Annotated in this window: 23 protein-coding genes and 1 pseudogene; 19 read left to right on the top strand and 5 right to left on the bottom strand. The window is 38.5% G+C overall.

The window, feature by feature from the left end:
- Positions 1–672 precede the first annotated feature (672 nt).
- Positions 673–1959, bottom strand: a complete 1287-nt coding sequence (locus NQ541_RS11320) for an IS110 family RNA-guided transposase (RefSeq protein WP_005608692.1) — start codon at positions 1957–1959, stop codon at positions 673–675.
- Positions 1960–2044: 85 nt separating this feature from the next.
- Entirely contained in the window at positions 2045–2761 is a 717-nt protein-coding gene (locus tag NQ541_RS11315; RefSeq protein ID WP_005608690.1) for a helix-turn-helix domain-containing protein, read from the bottom strand.
- A 202-nt stretch (positions 2762–2963) separates the two neighbouring features.
- On the opposite strand from NQ541_RS11315, the gene NQ541_RS11310 reads away from it, so the two are divergent.
- The 13 genes and pseudogenes from NQ541_RS11310 to nagB all read left to right on the top strand — a co-directional run.
- On the top strand, positions 2964–3728 hold the full coding sequence (locus NQ541_RS11310; RefSeq protein WP_005608689.1) for a GntR family transcriptional regulator: 765 nt from the start codon (positions 2964–2966) through the stop codon (positions 3726–3728).
- A gap of 139 nt (positions 3729–3867) precedes the next feature.
- Entirely contained in the window at positions 3868–4587 is a 720-nt protein-coding gene (locus NQ541_RS11305; RefSeq protein ID WP_005608688.1) for a GntR family transcriptional regulator, read from the top strand.
- Positions 4588–4733: 146 nt separating this feature from the next.
- Entirely contained in the window at positions 4734–5156 is a 423-nt protein-coding gene (locus NQ541_RS11300) for a PTS sugar transporter subunit IIA (protein ID WP_005608687.1), read from the top strand.
- A 32-nt stretch (positions 5157–5188) separates the two neighbouring features.
- Positions 5189–5662, top strand: a complete 474-nt coding sequence (locus NQ541_RS11295; RefSeq protein ID WP_005608686.1) for a PTS sugar transporter subunit IIB — start codon at positions 5189–5191, stop codon at positions 5660–5662.
- Positions 5663–5673: 11 nt separating this feature from the next.
- Positions 5674–6444, top strand: coding sequence for a PTS mannose/fructose/sorbose/N-acetylgalactosamine transporter subunit IIC (locus NQ541_RS11290; protein WP_005608683.1), 771 nt, complete (start codon positions 5674–5676; stop codon positions 6442–6444).
- Positions 6431–7258: a PTS system mannose/fructose/sorbose family transporter subunit IID gene (locus NQ541_RS11285; RefSeq protein WP_005608681.1), complete on the top strand. Its 828-nt coding sequence runs from the start codon at positions 6431–6433 to the stop codon at positions 7256–7258. The genes NQ541_RS11290 and NQ541_RS11285 overlap by 14 nt, the downstream gene beginning before the upstream one ends.
- 23 nt (positions 7259–7281) lie before the next feature.
- Positions 7282–8283 carry an SIS domain-containing protein gene (locus NQ541_RS11280; protein ID WP_005608679.1) on the top strand — a complete coding sequence of 334 codons (1002 nt, stop codon included), beginning with the start codon at positions 7282–7284 and terminating at the stop codon, positions 8281–8283.
- A 59-nt stretch (positions 8284–8342) separates the two neighbouring features.
- Positions 8343–9200 (top strand): PfkB family carbohydrate kinase, encoded by an 858-nt coding sequence (locus NQ541_RS11275; RefSeq protein WP_005608677.1) that lies wholly within the window; start codon positions 8343–8345, stop codon positions 9198–9200.
- A gap of 2 nt (positions 9201–9202) precedes the next feature.
- Positions 9203–9847 carry an HAD family hydrolase gene (locus NQ541_RS11270; protein WP_005608675.1) on the top strand — a complete coding sequence of 215 codons (645 nt, stop codon included), beginning with the start codon at positions 9203–9205 and terminating at the stop codon, positions 9845–9847.
- An 84-nt stretch (positions 9848–9931) separates the two neighbouring features.
- Positions 9932–10945 carry an SIS domain-containing protein gene (locus NQ541_RS11265; protein WP_005608673.1) on the top strand — a complete coding sequence of 338 codons (1014 nt, stop codon included), beginning with the start codon at positions 9932–9934 and terminating at the stop codon, positions 10943–10945.
- 68 nt (positions 10946–11013) lie between these two features.
- Positions 11014–11973: a 6-phosphofructokinase gene (gene pfkA / locus NQ541_RS11260; RefSeq protein WP_005608671.1), complete on the top strand. Its 960-nt coding sequence runs from the start codon at positions 11014–11016 to the stop codon at positions 11971–11973.
- Positions 11974–12008: 35 nt separating this feature from the next.
- Positions 12009–12824, top strand: coding sequence for a Cof-type HAD-IIB family hydrolase (locus NQ541_RS11255; protein ID WP_005608669.1), 816 nt, complete (start codon positions 12009–12011; stop codon positions 12822–12824).
- 18 nt (positions 12825–12842) lie between these two features.
- Positions 12843–13452: pseudogene (gene nagB, locus NQ541_RS11250) on the top strand (glucosamine-6-phosphate deaminase); the annotation flags it as partial.
- Positions 13453–13771: 319 nt separating this feature from the next.
- Here nagB and NQ541_RS11245 read toward each other — a convergent pair.
- Entirely contained in the window at positions 13772–15217 is a 1446-nt protein-coding gene (locus NQ541_RS11245) for an ISLre2 family transposase (RefSeq protein ID WP_005608663.1), read from the bottom strand.
- 409 nt (positions 15218–15626) lie between these two features.
- Between NQ541_RS11245 and NQ541_RS11240 the strand changes: the two genes are divergently transcribed.
- From NQ541_RS11240 to NQ541_RS11220, 5 genes are all read left to right on the top strand, one after another.
- Complete coding sequence (locus NQ541_RS11240) at positions 15627–15857, top strand: helix-turn-helix domain-containing protein (protein WP_005608661.1); 231 nt, start codon at positions 15627–15629, stop codon at positions 15855–15857.
- Between the two features lie 39 nt (positions 15858–15896).
- Positions 15897–16658, top strand: coding sequence for an ATP-grasp domain-containing protein (locus NQ541_RS11235; RefSeq protein ID WP_023920675.1), 762 nt, complete (start codon positions 15897–15899; stop codon positions 16656–16658).
- A gap of 70 nt (positions 16659–16728) precedes the next feature.
- A complete protein-coding gene (locus NQ541_RS11230; RefSeq protein WP_005608659.1) occupies positions 16729–17310 on the top strand; it encodes a chromate transporter in 582 nt (193 codons plus the stop codon).
- Positions 17307–17876: a chromate transporter gene (locus tag NQ541_RS11225; protein ID WP_005608657.1), complete on the top strand. Its 570-nt coding sequence runs from the start codon at positions 17307–17309 to the stop codon at positions 17874–17876. Before NQ541_RS11230 ends, NQ541_RS11225 begins: the two co-directional genes overlap by 4 nt.
- A gap of 370 nt (positions 17877–18246) precedes the next feature.
- Complete coding sequence (locus tag NQ541_RS11220) at positions 18247–19191, top strand: L-lactate dehydrogenase (RefSeq protein ID WP_005608655.1); 945 nt, start codon at positions 18247–18249, stop codon at positions 19189–19191.
- 135 nt (positions 19192–19326) lie between these two features.
- On the opposite strand, the gene NQ541_RS11215 is transcribed toward NQ541_RS11220, so the two are convergent.
- On the bottom strand, positions 19327–20436 hold the full coding sequence (locus tag NQ541_RS11215) for an endonuclease/exonuclease/phosphatase family protein (protein ID WP_044939880.1): 1110 nt from the start codon (positions 20434–20436) through the stop codon (positions 19327–19329).
- A gap of 178 nt (positions 20437–20614) precedes the next feature.
- On the opposite strand from NQ541_RS11215, the gene NQ541_RS11210 reads away from it, so the two are divergent.
- Positions 20615–21169 (top strand): prolyl-tRNA synthetase associated domain-containing protein, encoded by a 555-nt coding sequence (locus tag NQ541_RS11210; protein WP_044939877.1) that lies wholly within the window; start codon positions 20615–20617, stop codon positions 21167–21169.
- A gap of 18 nt (positions 21170–21187) precedes the next feature.
- Here the strand turns inward: NQ541_RS11210 and NQ541_RS11205 are convergent, their stop codons facing one another.
- Entirely contained in the window at positions 21188–22102 is a 915-nt protein-coding gene (locus NQ541_RS11205; protein ID WP_005608648.1) for an FAD:protein FMN transferase, read from the bottom strand.
- Positions 22103–22129 lie beyond the last annotated feature (27 nt).

Raw genomic sequence — 22129 nt, 5'->3', positions numbered from 1 at the left:
GCCGGAATCCCTCTGTGTAACCATTTATAATAAGATGCTCTACTTACATTTCCAAGCTTACACAGTGCGCAGACAGGATAACCGTATGTATCATTTTCTTCTTTAATCGCCTGATAAATATGTTCATGTCTTAACAGGCTTAACCCCGCCTCCCTATATAGTCAAGTCTTTTTTCCTTATTTTTCAAGGGATTTTTAGTTCCATATCTCAGATGAATGAGCCAAGAAGATGGACATTTCTCTGTATCTGGTACGAAAATAGAGGGGTTGGGGTACACAAAATAAAACGTCATCATTTTCGTTCTACATGGCCTTGTGTATACCCTCCCATCTACGGCAGCGAACCTCCCGTGTCTACCAGGATCACCCGCATTTCTGCCGGGTCCTAACTTCCTTCGTCCCGCCTGTCCATAACCAGGGTGTCAGCTTAGCTCCTCTACAGGGTCATGCCCTATGGTGATTATTCCTGCCGACTACTGGCTCATTCTTTTTTGTTTTAAGTCTTACTGACCTGTTTAAGTATCAATACCTCACGGCACCTTACGGCGGACGTTTTCCCGACTCGGTCTTCATACTTCTCAGCCTTCCTGTCACAGCTGAATTCAACTCTCCGCAGCTATTTCTGAAAGTTCAATTCAACTGTGACAGAACATTACCTGTTTGTCTCTGCTTACTACGCTGCCTGCAACTGTGGCCTTCTGATATCACTCATCAGTTTCATTGGGTCATAATCCACACCCTTTGTCAGGATTGTGTAGAATACCCTAATAATCTTACATGCCACTGCTACTACTGACTGCATCTTCTTTAACGGGTTTTCTTTACGGGTTCGATAATACTCATGTATTTCCTTAAACTCAGCATTCTTCCCCACCAGTGATATCGCAGCTTCATACAGCACATATCTCAGCCGTTTTCTGCCTCTGTAGCTGATCCGGCTCTCTCCATTGTGCTTTCCGGAATCATTTGCCACGATTGCATATCCCGCCAGCTTCTGCAGCTGCTTCGGATTATCAAAACGTCCAATGTCACCTACTTCTGCAATAAATCCGCTGACTGTAATCAATCCGATTCCTTTGATTTCCATCAGTTTATCAACATATGGAATCGTCTTCAGTTTTTCCTCTATAGTTTGGAGCAGTTCCTCCATCCTTGACACATATACATCCATGTCATTCAGCAGATTCTTCAATTCAATCCTTGCCGCTTCCGGTGCTTCCTTACTTCCAACGCTATGCTCTGCAGCTGATACCAGGATCTTTGCCCTCTTCATTCCAGTGCCTCGCAGCTTCGCGTTTCTCCAAATCTGGTTTACACCGTTCACTCCAAGTATTCTGATATCCTCCGGCAATGGAGCTTCCTTGAGTATCATTCGTCCGCTGACTGCCATTAAATCCCCATAAACGTCTTTATATTCAGGAAAATAAATGGCAAACCATCTAGCGATTCGATTCTTGATTCTTGTTAGCTCTTCCTGCGTCTGGAAACGAAGATTCGATAAGCTCCTGATCTCCGCATAAATACCGGTTGGTATGTAGGGATAAGAGAAGCGTCCTTCATTGACCAGTGCCGCAATCGTCTTTGGATCCTTACGGTCATTCTTATTGGGATTGTTGTCATCCAGCTCTTTCGACTTCTTGACATGGTGCGGATTCACATGTACAGGCTTCATCCCGCTGTCCTGCAGGAATTTCCCCAGTGCAAACCAGTAATGACCGGTCGGCTCCATTCCGGGAATTACAGCTGTTTTACCTTGCTTTTCTGCGATATCTTCCACCCATGCCTTGAACATCATGAAACCCGCCTCAGTATTACTGAATTCCAGCGGCTTCTTTGTATATTCATAGTTCCGCCAATCAAATGCCCTGGCAAAATGAGTTTCACTGCCGACATCAATTCCAACAATCAAAGTTTTTTCAGTTATGGATGCAATTTTTGCGTTCTGTGTGTTACAATTCATTATAGATACCTCACTGTTTTAATAAGATTTTTTACTAACCGTCCAAAGTCAGTAATCTTATTTTACTCTGAGGTATTTCTTTTTCTCAACCTTCTTTCTTGGAATTCCCTATATTTGAATTATACAGGAAGCTCCTCTCTATTTCTTCTAATTTTTTTAAGAAAGATACTTCCATTTCCGCTTTTTGCCGTTTGGCTTTTTCTAATTTTAATTCAGCTCGAAGTTTTTCAATTTCGGTAAGAGCGTCTTCTGGTTTTCGCCGACCTCGATTATCTTGCAATGCGTCAACTCCGCTATTTTCATATTTAACTGTATAATTTCGTGCCTGCTGATAAGAAACTGAAAACTTTTCTGCTGTTTCCGCATAATTATGCCCATGTGAAATACAATAAGATGCAATTTCCACTCGTTCTTGAAATGTTGTTTTTCGCCCTTTTGTCATGATGACTTTCCCTCCCGTTCCGGAAGCGTTCAGCTCCTCATGATCATTATACTTCTTTATCCAGCTTCTGAGTTGGCGAGTTGAAAGGATTTTAAATCTTTTACAGATATCCATAAGGGAACCTTCACCTGCTAAATATGCTGCAACAGCCTGTTCTTTTTCGACTTTGGAATAATGCTTGTTTTGACTAGTTGCAAAAGCATCTGTTCCCATCGCTTCGTAATTTGTGACCCACTGTTTAAAAGACTGAAATGAAATATTTAAGTGCTTCGCTATGGAATTCATGCTTTCATTTCCATCCAAATATTCTCTTACTGCATTTAGTTTTTCTTCAACACTATATTTTGGTTTTCTTCCCAATAAAAAACTCCCTTCTAGGCAACAAGTTTTTATTATTATACTTGTCTACCTAAAAGGGAGCATATCATGATTTTACAGGTTTCTTTTTTAGAATTAAAATAATTATCGTGCTTTTGAAAAATATCTGATATAATATATTGTATAGATACATCATATGACATACTTAGAATCTCGTTAATAAAAAAAGAGAGGACTATCGTAAATGATAAAATTAAATAGTGCGATACCACTGTATCAACAAGTGGCAGAAGATTTGAAAAATAGAATAGAACAAGGTGAGTTTTGTTCAGGACAATCTATTCCAAGTGAAGCAAAATTGTGCGAACAATATGAAGTTAGTAGAATTACAATTAGAAATGCAATTGCAGAACTGGTTGAACAAGAAATTTTAGTGAAATATCAAGGTAAGGGCGTGTTTGTGCGTACACCTAAAATTTCCTCGAGTTTGACAACATTCAAAGGCTTTACATATTTTTGCCAAGAAAATCATATAAAAACTTATACAAAGATTCTTGAAAATAAAGTGGTTTCAGCTAATGCAGTGATGGCAAAAAAATTAGAACTAAAAGATGGGGAAAAGCTTGTATATTTGAAACGTCTACGACACGTAAATGATAGACCTGTTATGATAGAACATGTATATTTGCCATATTCGAAATATGGATTTCTTTCAAAAATAGATATGGAAAATTGTTCGCTTTATGAGAAAATAACAGAGAAAACAGGATTACAGATAGAAGATAATTGTTATACTTCAATTATGCTTGAAACCAATATAACAACAGAGGAAGAGATTGTTTTAATGGGACTTTCAGAATTAGATGCGGTATTTGTATTAACAGAAACGGTTTATTTGAATACGGGAAATCCGCTACATATTACAAAACAGGTACTTTTGGGGGATTATTTTAAATTTTTCATGTCAAATAAAGTAAATCAGTTATCGATGAATTGGAAAAAAATGTAACTGTAGTTATCTATAATAATTTCGGAGAGAAGAGTATATTGTATGGATTTTCAGAAGATAGTATAGACATTGAATAATAAATGTTATATAATGTATTATTATGTAACATAATGTGTTGTGACGAATAGGGAGAAGTAATATGGAAAAAAATAACAACATAAATCCAGACAGTATGATTCCGATGTATAAGCAAATAGTGAATCTATTAAATGAAAAAATTGAAAAAGGTGAATTAAAACCCGGAGATAAACTTCCATCAGAGGCTGAACTAATGGAGGCATATTCTGTAAGTAGAATAACCATTCGGTCAGCAATCAGCGAGTTAGAAGAAGATGGTCTCGTAATCAGATCTCGAGGAAAAGGGACATTTATTGCATCTAAGAAAGCTATGTATTCGGCAGATGATACGGTTGGATTTACACATTCATGTCAGCAGGAGGGAAAACAGGCTACTACAAAAGTGGTAGATGTGTCATGGATATATCCGACGATGTCAGACACACAATATCTAGATATAGAAGAAGATACAACGATTTTATGCACAAAGCGTTTACGCTTTGTAGATGATGTTCCTACAATGATTGAAACCAACCATTATGGAAAAGGATTCTCGTTTTTGGAAGGAGAAGATTTAAATCGGTCATTGTATGATATTTTACAAAAACATAAAATTACACTGGGGAAAAGCATCCGTACATTAGAAGTTGTATATGCAAATGCTCAGGAAGCAAGTTTGTTGAATATAAAAAAAGGAGAAGCATTGTTGCTTTTTACAGATAAACATCAAGATGAAAAAGGGAAACCATTGTTTGTATCAAAACAAGTGTATTGTACAGAACGATTAAAATTCTATCTTTAAAATAAAAATTAGAAAATAAAAATTAGTACTTTTGCATAAAAAATGCAGAAGTACTATTTTTTTATTGACAGAAACAGCACATGGCAGTAAACTTATTGTAACGAGATGTTATATGATGTTATATCACAAGAGTAGGAGGAGTGATAATGAACAAAATATTGCTTGCTAGTCATGGCCCCTTGGCAAACGGAATGAAAAAGACAGCGGAATTTTTAATGGGGCAAAATGAAAATGTAGAAACTCTATGCGCTTATGTAGATGAGCAATCTAAGGATCTTCCGGCAATGGTAGAAAAGTGGATGAACGAAAGAAATCCAGAAGACCAGTGGGTTGTTATCACAGATATATTTGGCGGAAGTATCAATAACGAATTTATGATAAGAGCACAAGAGGGGGGGTATTGGTTAATAGCAGGAATGAATCTCCCATTAGTTCTTAGTTTGTGGTATGAAACGGAAAATTTAACAGAGAAGCAATTGGAAACTAATATTTCAGAAGCAAGTGAAGGTATTGTTTTATGCAATAAGTTATTGTCTGAGGATACAGTAGAGGAAGACGATGGATTTTAAAATCAATTAAAACAAGATACGGAGGATGTAAAATGATTAAATTATTAAGAGTAGACCACAGATTATTACATGGTCAGGTCGCTATGGCGTGGACACAATCGTTAGATTCAGATTGCATTTTAATTGCAAATGATGCGGTTGTGAATGATAACATTCGGAAAACAACAATGAAATTGGCTAAGCCAAATGGGGTGAAGCTCGTTATGAAAAATATTGAAGATTCCATCGCTGCATTAAATGCGGGTGTTACAGATAAATATAAATTATTTATCGTTGTAGAGAGTATTGAGGATGCATATCGATTGGCCAAAGGATATGCAGGAATACGATCTATCAATCTTGGCGGTTGTAAGCCAAAGGAAGACATTGTTAAGACACTTTATAAGACAATTCCAGTTACTGCCCGGGATGAGGAAATGTTAAAAGAGTTGTTAAACGATGGAATTGAAATTGAAATCAGGCAGGTGCCTGGTGAACAGAAAGTAAAAGTATCAAAGAACATGTGAGGAGGAAAATTATGTTAGTTCAGGCAATTCTAATAGGGTTGATTGCCATGTTTGTTACCTTTGAGTGGATGTTTGGAACAAACTTAGGATCACGTCCAATTATTACAGGAATGCTTGTTGGACTGGTTATGGGTGATTTGAAAACGGGAATCATTCTTGGTGCAACCCTTGAAATGGTATTTATTGGTTCTATTACACTTGGAGCAGCAGTTCCACCAGATGTAATTACAGGTGGTGTTTTAGGTGCCGCATTTGCAATTTCAACGGGAAAAGGTGCAGATGTAGCGTTGGCACTGGCGTTCCCAATCGCAACATTATATTTGGTTGTTGACAATGTACTTACACTTGGAATACTTCCGTTCTTTTTACATAAAGCAGATAACTATATAGAAAAAGGCGATTTTAAAGGAATGGAGCGAATGCATATACTAGGTGGATTTGTGGTGAAAAGTTTGCCAAGAGGAATTATATGTGCAGTAGCATTTTATCTAGGAACACCAGTTATGAACCGAGTTCTTGAAGCGATTCCAGAGTTTGTTCAGAACGGACTTGTGGCAGCAGCAGGATTTATTCCGGCACTTGGAATTGCTCTGCTTGCACAGATGATTTTGTCTAAGAAAACAATGGTATATTTTATTCTTGGATTTGCATTAGCTGCTTATCTCAAGATTCCAATGCTTGGAATTGCAATGATGGCAGGATGTTTAGCAGTTATCCTTGTGCAGATGCAGGGAACACAGAAAGTAGCAGTACAGGAGGTGGAAGACGATGACGACTTCTAATACAGCAGAACAGAAGAGTGTAATTGGAAAGAAGGAATTAAGATCAATCTTTTTACGTTCATTATCTTTGGAATACTCTTGGAATTATGAGAGACAACAGAATATGGGATATTGTTTTGCAATGCTTCCTGCGATTAAAAAGATTTATCAGAAAAAAGAAGACCAGATAGCAGCAGCAAAACGCCACATGGAATTTTTTAATACAACACCATACATTTCAACGGCGGTATTTGGAATTTCAACAGCAATGGAAGAGAGCAATGCTAGAAATGAAGATTTTGATACATCATCCATTAACAATGTAAAGGTTGCATTGATGGGACCATTAGCAGGTATTGGAGATTCTATGTTCTGGGGAACGCTTCGAGTAATTGCAACAGGAATAGGTACATCTCTTGCCATGCAAGGTAGTATCCTGGGACCACTTTTATTCTGGCTTATATTCAACGTGCCGGCATTTGCAGTTCGATATATTTGCTTAAAATTCGGATATAAATTTGGAACAAGTTTTCTGAATAAGATTGAAGAATCAGGTATGATGCCTAAATTGACATTTGGTGCAGCAGTACTTGGACTTATGGTAATTGGTGCAATGATACCGAGTATGATAACGGTTAATATTGCTGGAGCTATCGGAAGTGGTGATGCAGCAGTAAAGGTACAGGAAATCTTAGATGGTATTATGCCAAACCTTGTTCCATTTGCAATGACATTAGGAATTTATGGGCTTTTACAGAAAAAAGTCAAAGTTTCATGGATATTGATCGTGCTTATGATTGTAGGAATTGTTGGAGCACTTTTAGGTATTTTTTAATTTAGATTTAGGAGGAAATTATCATGATGGTAAAGTTTGATGAAAACCAGATTTTGAAAAACGGAGAATATATTTATGCTCAGAGAGCAGAGATTGAAAAAATAGCAGATGCTGTTTGCGAGAAAGGGTTTGACAATATTTTGTTTACTTCTTCAGGTGGTTCACTTGCAATGATGCAGCCTTTTGACTATATGATTTCAGTAATGTCCAATTTGAATGTACAATCACAGATTTCAGCAGAACTTCTTGTTGAGGGAAATAATCATCTTACAGATAAGACATTAGTATTTATGGCATCAAAATCAGGAGATACAAAAGAGACAGTTGCTGCAGCTAAGTATGTCAAAGAAAAAGGAGCAACGATTGTGTCTGTTTTAGGAGTTGACAATTCGCCGATGGGTGAGTTATCAGATTATTCAGTTGTATACAAAGACGGAAGACCACAAGAGTATGTTTTGTATATGCTAATCGGAAAATTGTTGGAAAATAAAGGATTCTTTGATGATTACAAACAGTTTGCAGATGAATTGAAGAATCTTCCTGCAGCTCTGGTATCTGTAGGAAAAGCAAGTGAGCCAAAAGCAAGAGCATATGCAGAGAAGTATAAAGATGATCCATATCAGATTTGGATTGGCTCAGGTAATTTGTGGGGACCTACATATTCATTTGCAATGTGCGTATTAGAGGAATCACAGTGGCTGAGAACAAAATCTGTAACATCTCCGGAATTTTTCCACGGAACAATTGAATTGGTGGAAAAAGGAGTTTGTGTAGCTTTAAATATGACAGAAGGACAGACTAGAAAATTGGATCAGCGAGTAAAAGATTTTGTAGGACAGTATACAGATGACTTTACAGTATTTGATACAGCAGATTATGAATTGCCTGGTATTAGTGACAAATTTAGATGGATGCTTTCTCCGGTTGTGATTAACGCGGTATTGTCCAGAGTGAGCAAGAATTTTGAACAAATTAGAGATCATTCACTTGATATTAGACGTTACTATAGAAAAGTAGAATATTAGATTAATGAGTAGGATACCGCGAATAGAATTTGCGGTGTCCTTTTTTAGAGGTAAAAAATATGAAAATAGCAGGAATCGGCGATAATGTAATAGATCGTTATATGAATATGGGGATTATGTTCCCAGGTGGGAATGCAGTTAACGTTGCTGCTCATGCAGCACTTCTTGGCGCAGAGGCTGCATATGTAGGAAGCATCGGAGCAGACAGAGAAGGAAAAATATTGAAAAATGCTTTGGAAAGTTTAGGAGTAGATTTATCTCAATGCATCTTTGATCCGGAAGCAACAACAAAAAAATGTGATGTGAATGTAATTGATGGTGAAAGACATTATATAGGATGTGATTTGGGGACAAAATGGGCACATACAACGACAATTCGTACAGAAGATGTGGAATATCTAAAAACTTTTGACGTGATCCATACAAGTTGTAATGCCAAATTGCATGAAGATGTATATAAATTAAAAGATTTAACAGGAATGGTGACCTTTGATTTTTCGGTAAAAGATAAATATCGTACAGAAGAGTTTTTGAATATGACATGTCCATACTTGGAATTGGGACAATTTTCCTGTGACCATATGGAAGAACCAGAAATACAGGAACTATTAAAAAAAGTTTATGCACATGGGTGCAAAAATGTAATTGCGACTATGGGTGGCCGCGGACAGATTTTTTACAATGGAAGCGAATTTATAAAAGGAAAAGTCTATTTTGTAAAACCTGTTGACACAATGGGGGCAGGTGATTCTTATCTTGCGGCATTGATTGTATCTTTGCTGAAAAAAGGATGGAAAAAAGGCATTGTTTTGCAGGCAGATGTGATAGAGGCAGCAATGGATGATGCTGCACATTATTCATCAGACAACTGCTTGCGAGAGGGTGGCTTTGGGTTTAAAAATCAGATTGAGGAATAGAAATGAAATATATTATTTTTGATTTAGATGGAACATTGAGTCGAACAGATAAATTTATGATTCCATCAATTGAATTGGCAATGGAAAAAATGAATATACCGGTTTGGACAGAAGATGCTATTCGCTGCACGATAGGTGAACCGGTAGAAGTGACCAATCTCAAATTTTTTGGACAGAAAAAAAGCGAAGAAGCGGATAATTTCTGGAAATTAGTATCTGGTTATTATAGAACAGTATTTCATAATTCTGTTGAGGAATATGAAGGTGTAGGAGATATGCTGGATTCTCTTCATGAAAGAGGATATAAAACAGCAGTATGTTCAAACGCCGATGAAGAGTATATAGAAGAGGTATTGGACAAACTTAATTTGCACGAAAAAATAGATCGAGTAAGACCTATTATTCCAGGAAAAGGAAAAGTGGAATCATTAGCCCGTTTTTTACAGGATGAAAATCCAGAGTTCGCAATATTAGTAGGCGACCGGTGTTATGACTTTGAAGCAGCGCAGGCAAATCGTATTTTGTTTGTTGCCTGTAAATATGGATGTGGAACAGAGGAAGAGCTGAAAATGGCAGATTATTCTATAAATGAGCCACGGGAACTATTGGATATTTTGAATGAAATAGAAAAAATTTTAAAAAATTAAAAAAACTACTTTACATATAATGTTATATGATGTATTATTACATCAACGAACAAGATAACATTTAAATTTAAGGAGGAAAATAAGATGTTTAATTTTGATGTACCACGTTACGAAAAAGTTGTAGGAGATGCAATTGCATTAAGACCACAGATCGAGAAAGCAGTTGATGAGATTTGCAAGGAGGGTTATTCAAACATTTTCTTTATTGGATGCGGCGGAACTTATGCACATTCACTTCCAATGAAATATTGGTTTGATACAACTTCAGAGATTGAAACACACTCAGTAATTGCAGCAGAATTCATGGTATCAGGACATAAGAGATTCACAAAAGACTCAGTATGTGTATTCTCTACAAGAAGTGGAAATACAAAAGAGATTGTAGCAGCAATCAAATATTGTAAAGAAGCAGGAGCAAGAACTCTGGTATATGTATCAAATGATAATACACCAGCTTGTGAATATGCAGATTATAAGTTCTTCAGTTTTGCAGAAGATGATTGCCTGTGTGAAGCAATTTATACATATATGATTACATTACTGGCAAGATTCAAAAAGAATGCAGGAGAATTTGATAAATATGATGAGTTTGTAGAGCAGTACAGCAAGATTGTTCCATATCTCCTGAAAGCAAAAGAGCAGTATGAAGATAGATGTGCAAAAATGGCAGTAGAACATAAAGATACAGACTATCATATGGTAATTGGATCTGGAATGCTTTGGGGAGAAGCTTATGATTATGCAATGTGTATCCTTGAAGAGATGCAGTGGATTAAAACTAAATCTATCCATGCAGCAGAATATTTCCATGGAACACTGGAACTTGTAGAAGAAGATACAAGCTTAATCCTCTTCTACGGAGAAGATGAGACAAGACCATTAATGGATCGTGTTAAAAACTTCTCAGAAAAAGTAACAAAAGTAATTAATATTTTTGATACAAAAGAAGTTGAACTTCCATTTAAAGATGCTGAATACAGAAAAATTGTTTCTCCAATGATCATGTATGCGATTACAGAAAGATTAAGTTGCCATCTTGAAAAAGAGAGAAATCATCCACTTACAACTAGAAGATACTATCGTCAGATGGAATACTAATAAATATAAAATAAACGAAAGGGAGGCAGGTGGAACTGCTTCCCTTTTGCAATAGGAAGGTGAACAAAATGAAAAAAATAGGAGTACTTACCAGTGGAGGAGACGCTCCGGGAATGAATGCAGCAATTCGTGCAGTTGTAAAAACAGCAATTGCAAATGGAATTCAACCGATAGGATTTATTAAAGGATATAATGGGATTCTTGAAAAAAATTATCATGTTATGGATCGAGAAAGTGTTTCAGGAATAATTCATTCGGGCGGAACCATTTTAAAGACAGCAAGATGTATGGAGTTTTATGAAGCGTCATATCGTGAAAAAGCATTTCATAATGCAAAAGAAATCGGATTAGATGGCTTGGTTGTAATAGGGGGAGATGGTTCATATCGAGGAGCAGGATATTTGTCAGAATTAGGGTTACCTTGTATTGGGGTTCCGGGAACAATAGACAATGATATTGCTTCAACAGAATATACAATTGGATATGATACAGCAATGAATACTGTAGTAGAATGTGTAGACAAATTAAATGATACGTGTCAGTCACATGAGCGGTGTAGTGTAGTCGAAGTAATGGGAAGACATGCAGGACACATTGCATTAAATACAGGTATTGCAACAGGAGCTGTCCAGATTATCACGGAAGAGATTCCTACCCCAATTGATGATGTTGTAGAAAATGTTAAAAAGATTCGTGAGTCAGGAAAAGATCATTTTATTGTTATTGTTTCAGAAGGGTACGGAAACCCTGTAGAAATAGCTACGCAGATTCAGGAAAAAACAGGAATTGATAGTCGTGCCACAATATTAGGGCATGTTCAAAGAGGTGGAAATCCGACATTAAAAGATAGGGTAAACGCAACTCGCATGGGATATTATGCAGTAAAGCTTCTTGAAGAGGGCAAAACCAATCGTGTAGTTGCTTTGCAACAGGGAAATCTAGTAGATTATGATATCCAAGAAGCTCTGAAGATGAAGAAACCGTTGGATATGGATTTATATAATATGATGATGGAAATTAGCTTTTAAGAAACATAATAAATTGAATTTTGGAGAGATATAGAATGAAATATAAAGTTCTTGTTCTTGATTTAGATGGAACATTAACAAATTCAAAGAAAAAAATTACAGATTATACTAAGAAAATATTATTAAATTTACAGAAAAAAGGAGTACATATTGTACTTGCATCAGGTCGTCCAGAGTATGGAATCTGGCCGATAGCAAAAGAGTTGGAATTAGAAAAATATGGTGGCTATATTCTTGCGTTTAACGGAGGAAAGATTGTAGAGTGTAGTACAAAAAAAACAATATTTGAACGAACAATAGAATATTCGTATGTTCAAGAAATTTATGAGCAGGTAAAGGATAAAAAAGTAGCACTTCTCACATATGAAAATGATTCATTGATAACAGAAACGCCGAAAGATTTTTATGTAGAAAAAGAATCTTTTATTAATAAGATGAAAATAAAAGGGGTAGAAGATTTTATACAATATATCTCCTTCCCAATTACAAAATGTCTTATTACAGGTGATGGAACATATTTAGAAAGATTAGAGAAAAAATTACAAGAATATTTTAAAGATGAGTTAAGTATATATCGATCCGAACCATTTTTCCTGGAAATTATGCCACCTTTAATTGATAAAGCAAAATCTTTAGAAAAGCTCTTGAGATATCTGGATTGTTCTCGAAAAGAGATGGTAGCATGTGGAGATGGGCTAAATGATCTTACGATGATTGAATATGCAGGAATAGGTGTGGCAATGGATAATGCACAACCAGTGTTAAAAGAAAAATCTGATTTTGTTACACTTTCGAATGATCAAGATGGTGTTGCTGAGGCAGTAAAACATTTTTGGAAAGAACTCGCATAAAAATGAAGGAGACCAAATATGAGGATTATAGAAGCACAGGATTATAAAGATATGAGTAGAAAAGCGGCAAATGTTATTTCTGCACAAATGATATTAAAGCCGTAATCAGTCATAGGATTAGCAACAGGATCTACTCCGATAGGAGTTTACGATCAATTGACAGAATGGTATAAAAAAGGAGATTTAGATTTTTCGAAAATACATACAGTAAATTTGGATGAATATAAGGGGATTGATGCAGAAAATAAGCAGAGTTATCATTACTTTATGAATCAGCATTTATTTTCGAGAGTAAATATTGAACTACAGAATACATTTGTGCCAGACGGAATGAATGAGAATCAAGATGAGGAGTGTCAAAGATATGAGAAACTAATTGCAGGTTTGGGCGGTGTTGATCTTCAGTTATTAGGGTTGGGACACAATGGTCATATTGGTTTTAATGAGCCAGCTGAAGTTTTTGTAAAACAAACACACTGTGTTTCCTTATCAGAGAAAACGATTCAAGCAAATCAACGTTTTTTTGAATCAAAAGAACAGGTGCCGAAACAGGCATATACCATGGGAATAGGAACAATTAGGTCAGCTAGAAAAATTCTCATTAATTATTAGTGGAGAAGATAAAGCAGCATTGAGTAAATTAGATATTAAAAAAACCACCGGCAGAATCTGTTCGAATGATTCTGCCGGTGGTTTTTCAAAGATTTCTTAGATTTGTTTCCCTTAGTTTACTGTATTGATTTCGGATTGTCAAAATATCTTCTGCAACCCTTTGGGGTATGCAAAATAATCCATTTCTGCTTGGTTGTATTGTATCTGCTTTGAATTAGCTGTCAAGGACCTGCCTCTGGTGCTTTGCATCCTTGACTGCTAATTCAAGGCAGATAAACTGTAATCAAGCAGGAATAGATTACTGGGTGCATTGGCACCTTCTTCTTACTGTTCCTTTATATTAGCCGTATCTGTTCCCGAATGGCGGCAATCTTTCTGACTGTTCCGTCCGGTATTGTTGCCTGGATTCGTTCGATATAGCTTCTTGCCTGATTATAATGGTCAGCTCTTATTTCCCGAAGTGAAACCCGTATCGGCTCCACACTATCCGTCCCCGTTCTTGCCAGTTTCCTTTGCTGTCTGCTGTATTTCACCAGGTCTATTATCTTTTCACGTCCGTAATTCTTCTCATAACAACGCAGCTTGCTCATTCTGTCTGCTCCTGTTTTACTCCATCCCATTGGTCTTGAACTCAGACGATCCGACAGTACATGACTGACATGGCTTTCTGCACTACAGCCTGTTATAACCTTGCTATGATAGGTTCTCATGACTGCACTCCAGTTTCCCAGTACAAATGTCTGCAGGTCCTGTATCGGCTTCTGGTTTGACGCTGATGCCATCATCCGGTCGGTGTATTCCTTGATTCCCTGTTTATCCCGCCTATACAGCATTTTATAGATTTCACTTTTCACAAGTTCGCTTTCATCCAGCATCTGTCCTGCAGCCGCATTGATATATTTCATCAGATGAAACTTATCCGCACAGAATAAAGCTTTGTTCAGATATTTTGCTCCACTTTTAATCCAGGATGCTCCATCCCCACTGATAAAGATTCGTTTCAATTCTTCTTCGTTATAAGTTTTGTGTATAAATTCTCCTACCTTATTCCAAAATTTTTCTGTCCCATTTGTTCCGGAATAAACACCTCCAAAGTAGAATGTATTCACCAGTTCTTTTCTGGCTTTGCATTTCGGATTTTCCTGCTTGTATTCATACACATATGCAAGTTTACTGATAAAGCTACTGTTATCCTCTGGGGGATACCATCTTCCATGTTGTTCAGCCACATGATCTTCGTCTGCTTCTATAAACAGATACTTACAAACTTTCTTTTCTTCCCTTTCAGGAATCCATATTTCGTCAGCAATACCATGCACTTTATTCATCACGGTTGTCTTGCTGATTTCCTGCCTGGATGGAAGCACTTTTGTTGCTTCACTGTAGCTTGTTTTCATCGCTTCTGTCAGTAGTACCACCTCGGCTTCTTCCGTAAATCTTTCCCTTGTATCGAGTCCCAGTATCTCTTCCAACAGATAGTGATGCACCCCATCTGCTTTACTGCGGAAGTATGTGCTCTCAAACGTTATGTCACCAACAGACGATATCAGCATTCTCTTGTCAGTTCGCTGTGCTGTGTATCTTGTTTTTCTCCATCTATCCTCATAAATTTTTTCATTCATACTGGTCAGTACATTTCCAAGAAAGGCTGCCGAAAATGCCTCCGTTGTTGACTTTACCGATTTTTCCAGAGAATAGAAATCCTTTGGATTTTGAAAAAAAATATCTTCTGCTGCAATTAACCCATTCACCAATTCTTCTATAAGTGTTACAATGTTCATGAGAGTAGTCCTCCTTTAATTCTTAGTTTTCGGCGAAACCATTATATCAAAGGATGTTTGATTACTCTCATTTTATTTTTTTATTCAACTGACAAAAACTTTACTCTATATTGTTGGGGTGATACGCTTGGAAAGCAGAAAACTTCTATGTGGCAGAGCGGACGCAGAAAGCAGGATATTCCTTCGCGGTGCAGGCCCGCTTTACCTCAGCCCGTTGACCGTTTGTAACTCGAAAGTGGAAATCTTCGTGCAATGGCACTCGATTTACTTTCTCTAACAAACGTTGCAAAGTGTCTTCGGAACGCTCCCTGCTAATGCACCTGCTCAGGAACACCCTGCTTTCCGCTGACAATCGCAGTAAGAAGTTTTTCCGACTCCACAGCGTATTCACTCAACAATACAAGATTTAATGGTAGCTACAGGAAGAAATATTATGAAGTTGAGAAAGGCGGCAGGCTTGTCAGTAAGAGAAATGCAGAATATTTTTGGATTTACGACACCACAGGCTATTTATAAGTGGCAGCATGGGACAGCAATGCCGACGATTGACAATCTGGTTGTGCTGGCAGCAGTACTGGATGTTACGATTGATGAGATTCTTGTGGTACAAAGAGAGGACATAGTGCAGTTTGCTACATAATTCAATGATATGAAAAAGAAAAAATACGAGGAGAGAAAAATGAAAGTCTATGCAAAAATTCGACAGAATGGGGAATATCATTCGCAGAATATTTCACAGGCAGTTTATGGATTCCGTGAAATGGGAGCAGAAATAGTCAGATATCAAAAAATCAGTGATATTTATGAAAGTGTCACAAAGGAAGATATTGTACTTGATTATATTACCCAGGTGGAAATGATTCTTAAAAAATTTGGTGTAGTTCCAGCTTGCGAAGATTATCCAGTGGAGTTGAGAAAATTTATGGGAAGAAATGTCTGGAAAGATACAATCAATTCAATCAATACTCATCCGGAAAAATGGGGGGTTTTTGTAAAACCGGTAAAAAGCAAAGCATTTACCGGACATGTGATTCGCTCATCAAAGGATTTGATAGGCTGTGGAAGCTGTTATGAAAATTATGAAGTACTTTGTTGCGATGTTATCGCTCCAAAGATGGAATGGAGAGGGTTTATTATTTATGATGAATTGGTAGATATCAGACCGTATCGGGGAGACTACCATTATCATTTTGATGCGGAAGTAGTGGATCAGATAGTAGAAGCGTTTAGAACAATCCGTGAAAGACCCATGGGAGGAAGTCTGGATTTTGCTGTAATTGAAAAGAATGGAAAGCTTCAGACTGTGTTTCTGGAAATGAATGATGGTTATTCACTTGGAAGTTATGGACTCGTTCCAATCCAGTATGCAAAGCTGGTTTCGGCAAGATGGTCACAACTGTTGAATCGTACTGATGAATTTGATTTTAGAAAAATGAGATAGTGGTGAAGTGTTATAAATAGTTTACATCCTCCCCGAACAGTAATATACTGGTTTTGTTGGAGGAAATTTCATGGAGAAAAAAGGAAAAGAAGCAAAAGCGAAAGTTTTATGGAAACTTTTTATTTCAACTTTATATTTAAGTGCATTTACTTTTGGTGGCGGCTATGTGATCGTCACGTTAATGAAGAAAAAATTCGTAGATGATCTGCACTGGATTGATGAGAAAGAAATGTTGGATCTTGTGGCAATCGCACAGTCTTCGCCTGGAGCGATCGCAGTGAATGGGGCAATCGTAGTGGGATATAAACTGGCAGGAATTGCAGGGGTGCTGGTGTCGATCCTGGGGACAATGCTTCCGCCATTTGTTATCATATCAGTGATCTCGGCTTTTTATCAGGCATTTCGCAGTAATTTTTTTATCAGTCAGATGCTGGAGGGGATGCAGGCAGGAGTAGGTGCTGTAATTGCGTCGGTTACATATGAGATGGGAGCGGGAATCGTAAAGGAGAAGGATGCCGTTTCGGTCGGAATCATGATCGGAGCTTTTATTGTCTCCTGTATTTTCGGAGTCAATGTAGTCCTTATCATTTTGGTCTGTGGTCTTCTGGGTGTGATTCGCACTCTTTTTGCAAAAAGGAGGGAAATGAAATGATTTACATTCAGTTATTTTTCAGCTTTTTGCAGGTGGGACTGTTCAGCTTTGGTGGAGGTTATGCCGCTATGCCGCTGATTCAGGGACAGGTTGTTACAATGCACCAGTGGCTGAGCATGTCGGAGTTTACGGATCTGATCACAATTTCGCAGATGACACCGGGACCGATTGCGGTCAATTCGGCAACTTTTGTCGGAATTAAAGTTGCGGGATTGCCCGGTGCGATAGCTGCGACAGCAGGGTGTATACTTCCATCCTGTATCCTTGTTACGGTGATTGCAAAATTGTATTTGAAATACCGGAATATGGAGCTGCTTCGGGGTGTGCTTGGCTCTCTGCGTCCTGCGGTGGTGGCGATGATCGCATCAGCAGGGATTCTGATCCTGATCTCGGCATTTTGGGGCAGTGCATCAGCAATATCCTTTGAAGAAACAAAATGGAGTATGGTTGTCATTTTTATCCTTTGTGTGATATCCTTAAGAAAGACAAAAATAAATCCTGTCTGGGTGATGGTGCTGGCAGGGTTAATGAAAGCGGGGCTGGCATTGACCGGGCAATGGGTATAAAAACTCCATTCGCTTTACCTCGCCAGTTAATGAAAACAGGACAGCAATACAGAGGCAGGATAAAAAGTAGTGAGGGACTATTTGTCACATGAAGATGGCTTCATGGATGACAGATAGTCCCTTTTATTTACTCAAGTAACAAGCCTGAATCTGTGCCGGGACAAAAAAGAGAAGCTACTTAAAAATGGAATATAGCCCCAATTCAAAAAAATATGATATAGTCCCGATTCAAAATGAAGACAATATAGCCTTAATATTTAATAATAGTAATAATTATTAATATTGACATAAGAAAAATATTACGATATAATTGGATCAGAAAGAAATAATTTTATAAATTTGGAGATTTTAGGAGAAGGAGGATACATATATGGGAATTAACAGTAGAAAAGTAGTAGTTGTAGGTTGTGGATTTGTAGGATCATCTTCTGCATTTGCTTTAATGCAGAGTCAGTTATTTTCAGAAATGGTACTGATTGATGCGGATCAGAAAAGAGCAGAGGGAGAAGCAATTGATATCAGTCACGGAATGGTATTTGCAAGTCCGATGAAAATTTACGCAGGAACGTATGATGATATCAGTGATGCTGCTGTGATCGTCATCACAGCAGGAGCAAATCAGAAACCGGATGAGACAAGGCTGGATTTGATCAAAAAAAACAGCAGGATTATGAAGTCGATCGTTGGAGAGATTAAGAAACGGGAATTTGAGGGCATTTTACTGATTGTGTCGAATCCGGTAGACATTCTTACTTATATTGCATTGAAAGAGTCAGGGTATCCGGCAAACCGGGTCATTGGTTCGGGTACAGTTCTGGATACAGGAAGATTCAGGTATGAGCTTGGTGAGCATTTAGGTGTAGACAGCCGGAGTGTGCATGCGTATATTATCGGAGAACATGGGGACAGTGAACTGGCAGCGTGGAGCGATGCAAGAGTTGGCGGACTTCCGATCAATGATTTCTGCGAGCTGCGAGGTCATTTTGACCATGATGCATCCATGGAAAAGATTTTCGATCATGTGAAGAACAGTGCTTATGAGATCATTGCCCGAAAACATGCGACTTATTATGGAATTGCGATGGCAGTGTGCAGGATTTGTGCAGCAATCGTCCGTGATGAGCAGTCCATTATGCCAGTATCAAGTCTGATGCAGGGCGAGTATGGATTGGAGGATGTGGTGTTGAGTATTCCGGCAGTGGTAGATGCAAATGGAATCGAAACGGTCGTTCCGATCGAGTTAAGTGAGAAGGAGCTGGCACAGTTAAAAAGTTCTGCGGAGATCTTAAAGAAAATCATAAAAGAAAATAGCTGAAAAGAATAAATAATTGAAGAAAGCGGCTGGGAGAATGGTGGAAAATTTGATAAAGACGTATTAAAAAAAGGAACAACTGATCGGTGAAGGATCAGTTGTTCCTTTTTTGCTGTCAGGTATACGACAAGAACTTTTTCAGTTGTCTAAGAGTTTAAATTTCATATATACCGGATCATGGTCGGAATAAGAATAACCGGTATTGACATTTTCATACTGAAGACATTCTATATTATCGGAAATGATAAAGCCGTCCAGCGTTACAGTATAAGTTTCACCGGGAATGTATTCCATATCAGCATTTCTTGCACTGTTCCAGAGAGCGTTACGTTCAGTGTCAGAAAGCTGATCGATGCAGAAGGAAAGATGCTCCGGCAGTTCTTCTCTTGGGAATGGATAAGCCCAGGATTCATAATCAGCGGCATCATCATTGTCATCATTGGAGGCTTTCAGATCATGGTTGAAATCACCTCCGCAGAGAACATAATTCCCGGCTTCGTATTCTTTTTGCATATCCTGACTCAGCATACGGATCTGCCCTTCACGGATTGCATCACTGTTTCCGTAGGCCGACATATGCAGCAGAAAGATAACCAGCTCTTTTCCGTTGTCTGTAGGAACTCTGGAAATGCTGTAGCACCGGTCCAGATCAAAAAATTTACTGAAGGAGGTGGATACCGGGAAACTTCTTCTCAGAGAATCTGTAACCGGATATTTTGAAAAAAGTGCAAGTCCTGACCGACTTTTTCCATGCGGCTGATTCAATGGGTAGAAGAGAAAAGCGGAATCATAATTCTGTGCAAATACGGTATTATAACTTGGAATCGTTTCCTTGAGGATTGAATACTCGTCCACATGGTAACTCCTGGTAGAATTAAGATCCACCTCTTCGATCAGTGCAAAATCAGGATCTTTAGAAGCAACCAGCTCTCCGGCACTCTGAACGGTCTTTTTTACACTTTCCTTACTTTTGGCCCAGGAGGATTTTCCACCATCCATGAAAAAGCTGAAATCCGGGGTATAGGCACCAAAGCCGATATTGTAAGTCAGGGCAGAGTATTCTTTCTCTGTTGTCAGGGTATCTCCTGATGAAATACTCTCTTTTGTCTGTTCAACCTGAAGTGGCTGATTATCGGGAATCCGGTGGTAACTTGCAAAAAGATAGATGATGTATGCAAGGAGAAGAACCAGGACGATCAACACGATGATCCCGAGATATTTTAGTATTTTTTTCATTCCTTTTTTCATAGTCTGTACATTCCTTTTTAGTTGCTGATCACAGAGAGTGCGTAGCACGGAGCAATCCGTAGGCATCAAAGTCGAGGGCTTTTGACCCCGACATCATCATTTTATTACTATAGCATGACCGGGAAGTTTTTGCTATACTGCTTTATAAGAAATTGTTTATAGAGAAAAGAGGATGAAAATGGAATTACAAAATGGAAGACCGGACACTACAGAAGGTAGACTGGAAAAAGAACTCCGGGTATATGACCTGTTGGACAGGCTGGGAGTAGCATATCAGAGAGTTGATCATGAGGCAGCTATGACGATGGAGGCGTGTGAAGAAATTGACCGTGTACTGGGAGATGGAACAGCAATCTGTAAGAACCTGTTCTTATGTAACCGGCAGGCGACGGAATTTTATCTGCTCCTGATGCCGGGAGACAAGCCGTTTAAGACAAAAGAACTGTCGGCACAGATCGGGTCTTCAAGACTTTCATTTGCGAAATCGGAATATATGGAGAAATATCTGGACATCACACCGGGGTCGGTCAGCGTTTTGGGATTGATGAATGATATAGAGGGAAAAGTACGGCTTCTGATTGACGAAGATGTACTGACAGAAAGATATTTTGGCTGTCATCCCTGCATCAATACCTCCAGTCTGAAATTTACGACGGAAGATCTGATCGGGAAAGTGATCCCGGCACTGAAGCATGCACCAAAGATGGTGAAACTTGGGATGACAGAATCGTGAAGCTTCTGCGAAAAGAAGCTATTTTTCAAGTACTTTTACATTGGTATCCGCATGATCTTCTGTGAGGGCAAAGCAGTCTTTTAATCCTTCAGTAATGTAGACTTCATGTGAATCGGTCACAAAAACAGCTTCAAAGTCATTGCTTTGCTGCCAGAGTGCTGCGGCTTTCTCAAGTCCCATGACAAAAAGAGAAGTAGAAAGAGCATCGCAGATTCCACCGTCTTTTCCAACCACCGTGACGGAACAAAGCCCGCTGTCTGCCGGGTGGCCGGTGGACGGATCCATAATGTGCCAGTAAGTCTTTCCGTCCTGTTCAAAGTAGCGTTCGTAACCACCGGAAGTGATGACTGCCTGATCGGAAACCGAAAGGACCATCATGGGAGTATCGCCGGTCGGGTCCTGGATCCCCACCTGCCATGGAGATCCATCCGGTTTACTTCCAATGGCCTGCACATTCCCGCCAAGGTTCAGGAGGGCGGAAGTCACACCTTTTTCGCGGAGCAACTGGGCAGCGAGCTGTCCACCGCATCCCTTTGCAATACTTCCAAGATCAATGGTCATTCCTTTTGGAATGGATACAGTTCCTGTAGCAGTATCATATTGGATCTTTGTATAATCAACAAGCGGGAGAAGGGATTCAATCTCTGTTTCCTCAGGAACCTGATATTCTTCCGTAGTAAATCCCCATGCACGTACGATCGGATAAACAGAAATATCCAATGCACCGTCTGTGCGTCTGCACATTTCTAAAGCTTCCTGCATCAGATCGCCAGCATTCCCGGTCAGTGTACCAGTTCCATCCTGATTGATCTTATAAATTTCACTGTCAGGGTCTGTGACAGAAACTTCAGATTCCAGATCGGTCAGCACATTCTGTGCCTCTTTTAACAGAGAAGCATCCCCGTAAATATTAAATTCAATCGAAGTATCCATAGCAAAAAAATTGCTTTTTTGTAGCCC

The sequence above is a fragment of the [Ruminococcus] lactaris ATCC 29176 genome (genome assembly GCF_025152405.1).
Taxonomy (GTDB): Bacteria; Bacillota; Clostridia; order Lachnospirales; family Lachnospiraceae; genus Mediterraneibacter; species Mediterraneibacter lactaris.
Note: the sequence above shows the minus strand (reverse complement) of the source record. Positions and strands in the feature narration are given on the sequence as shown.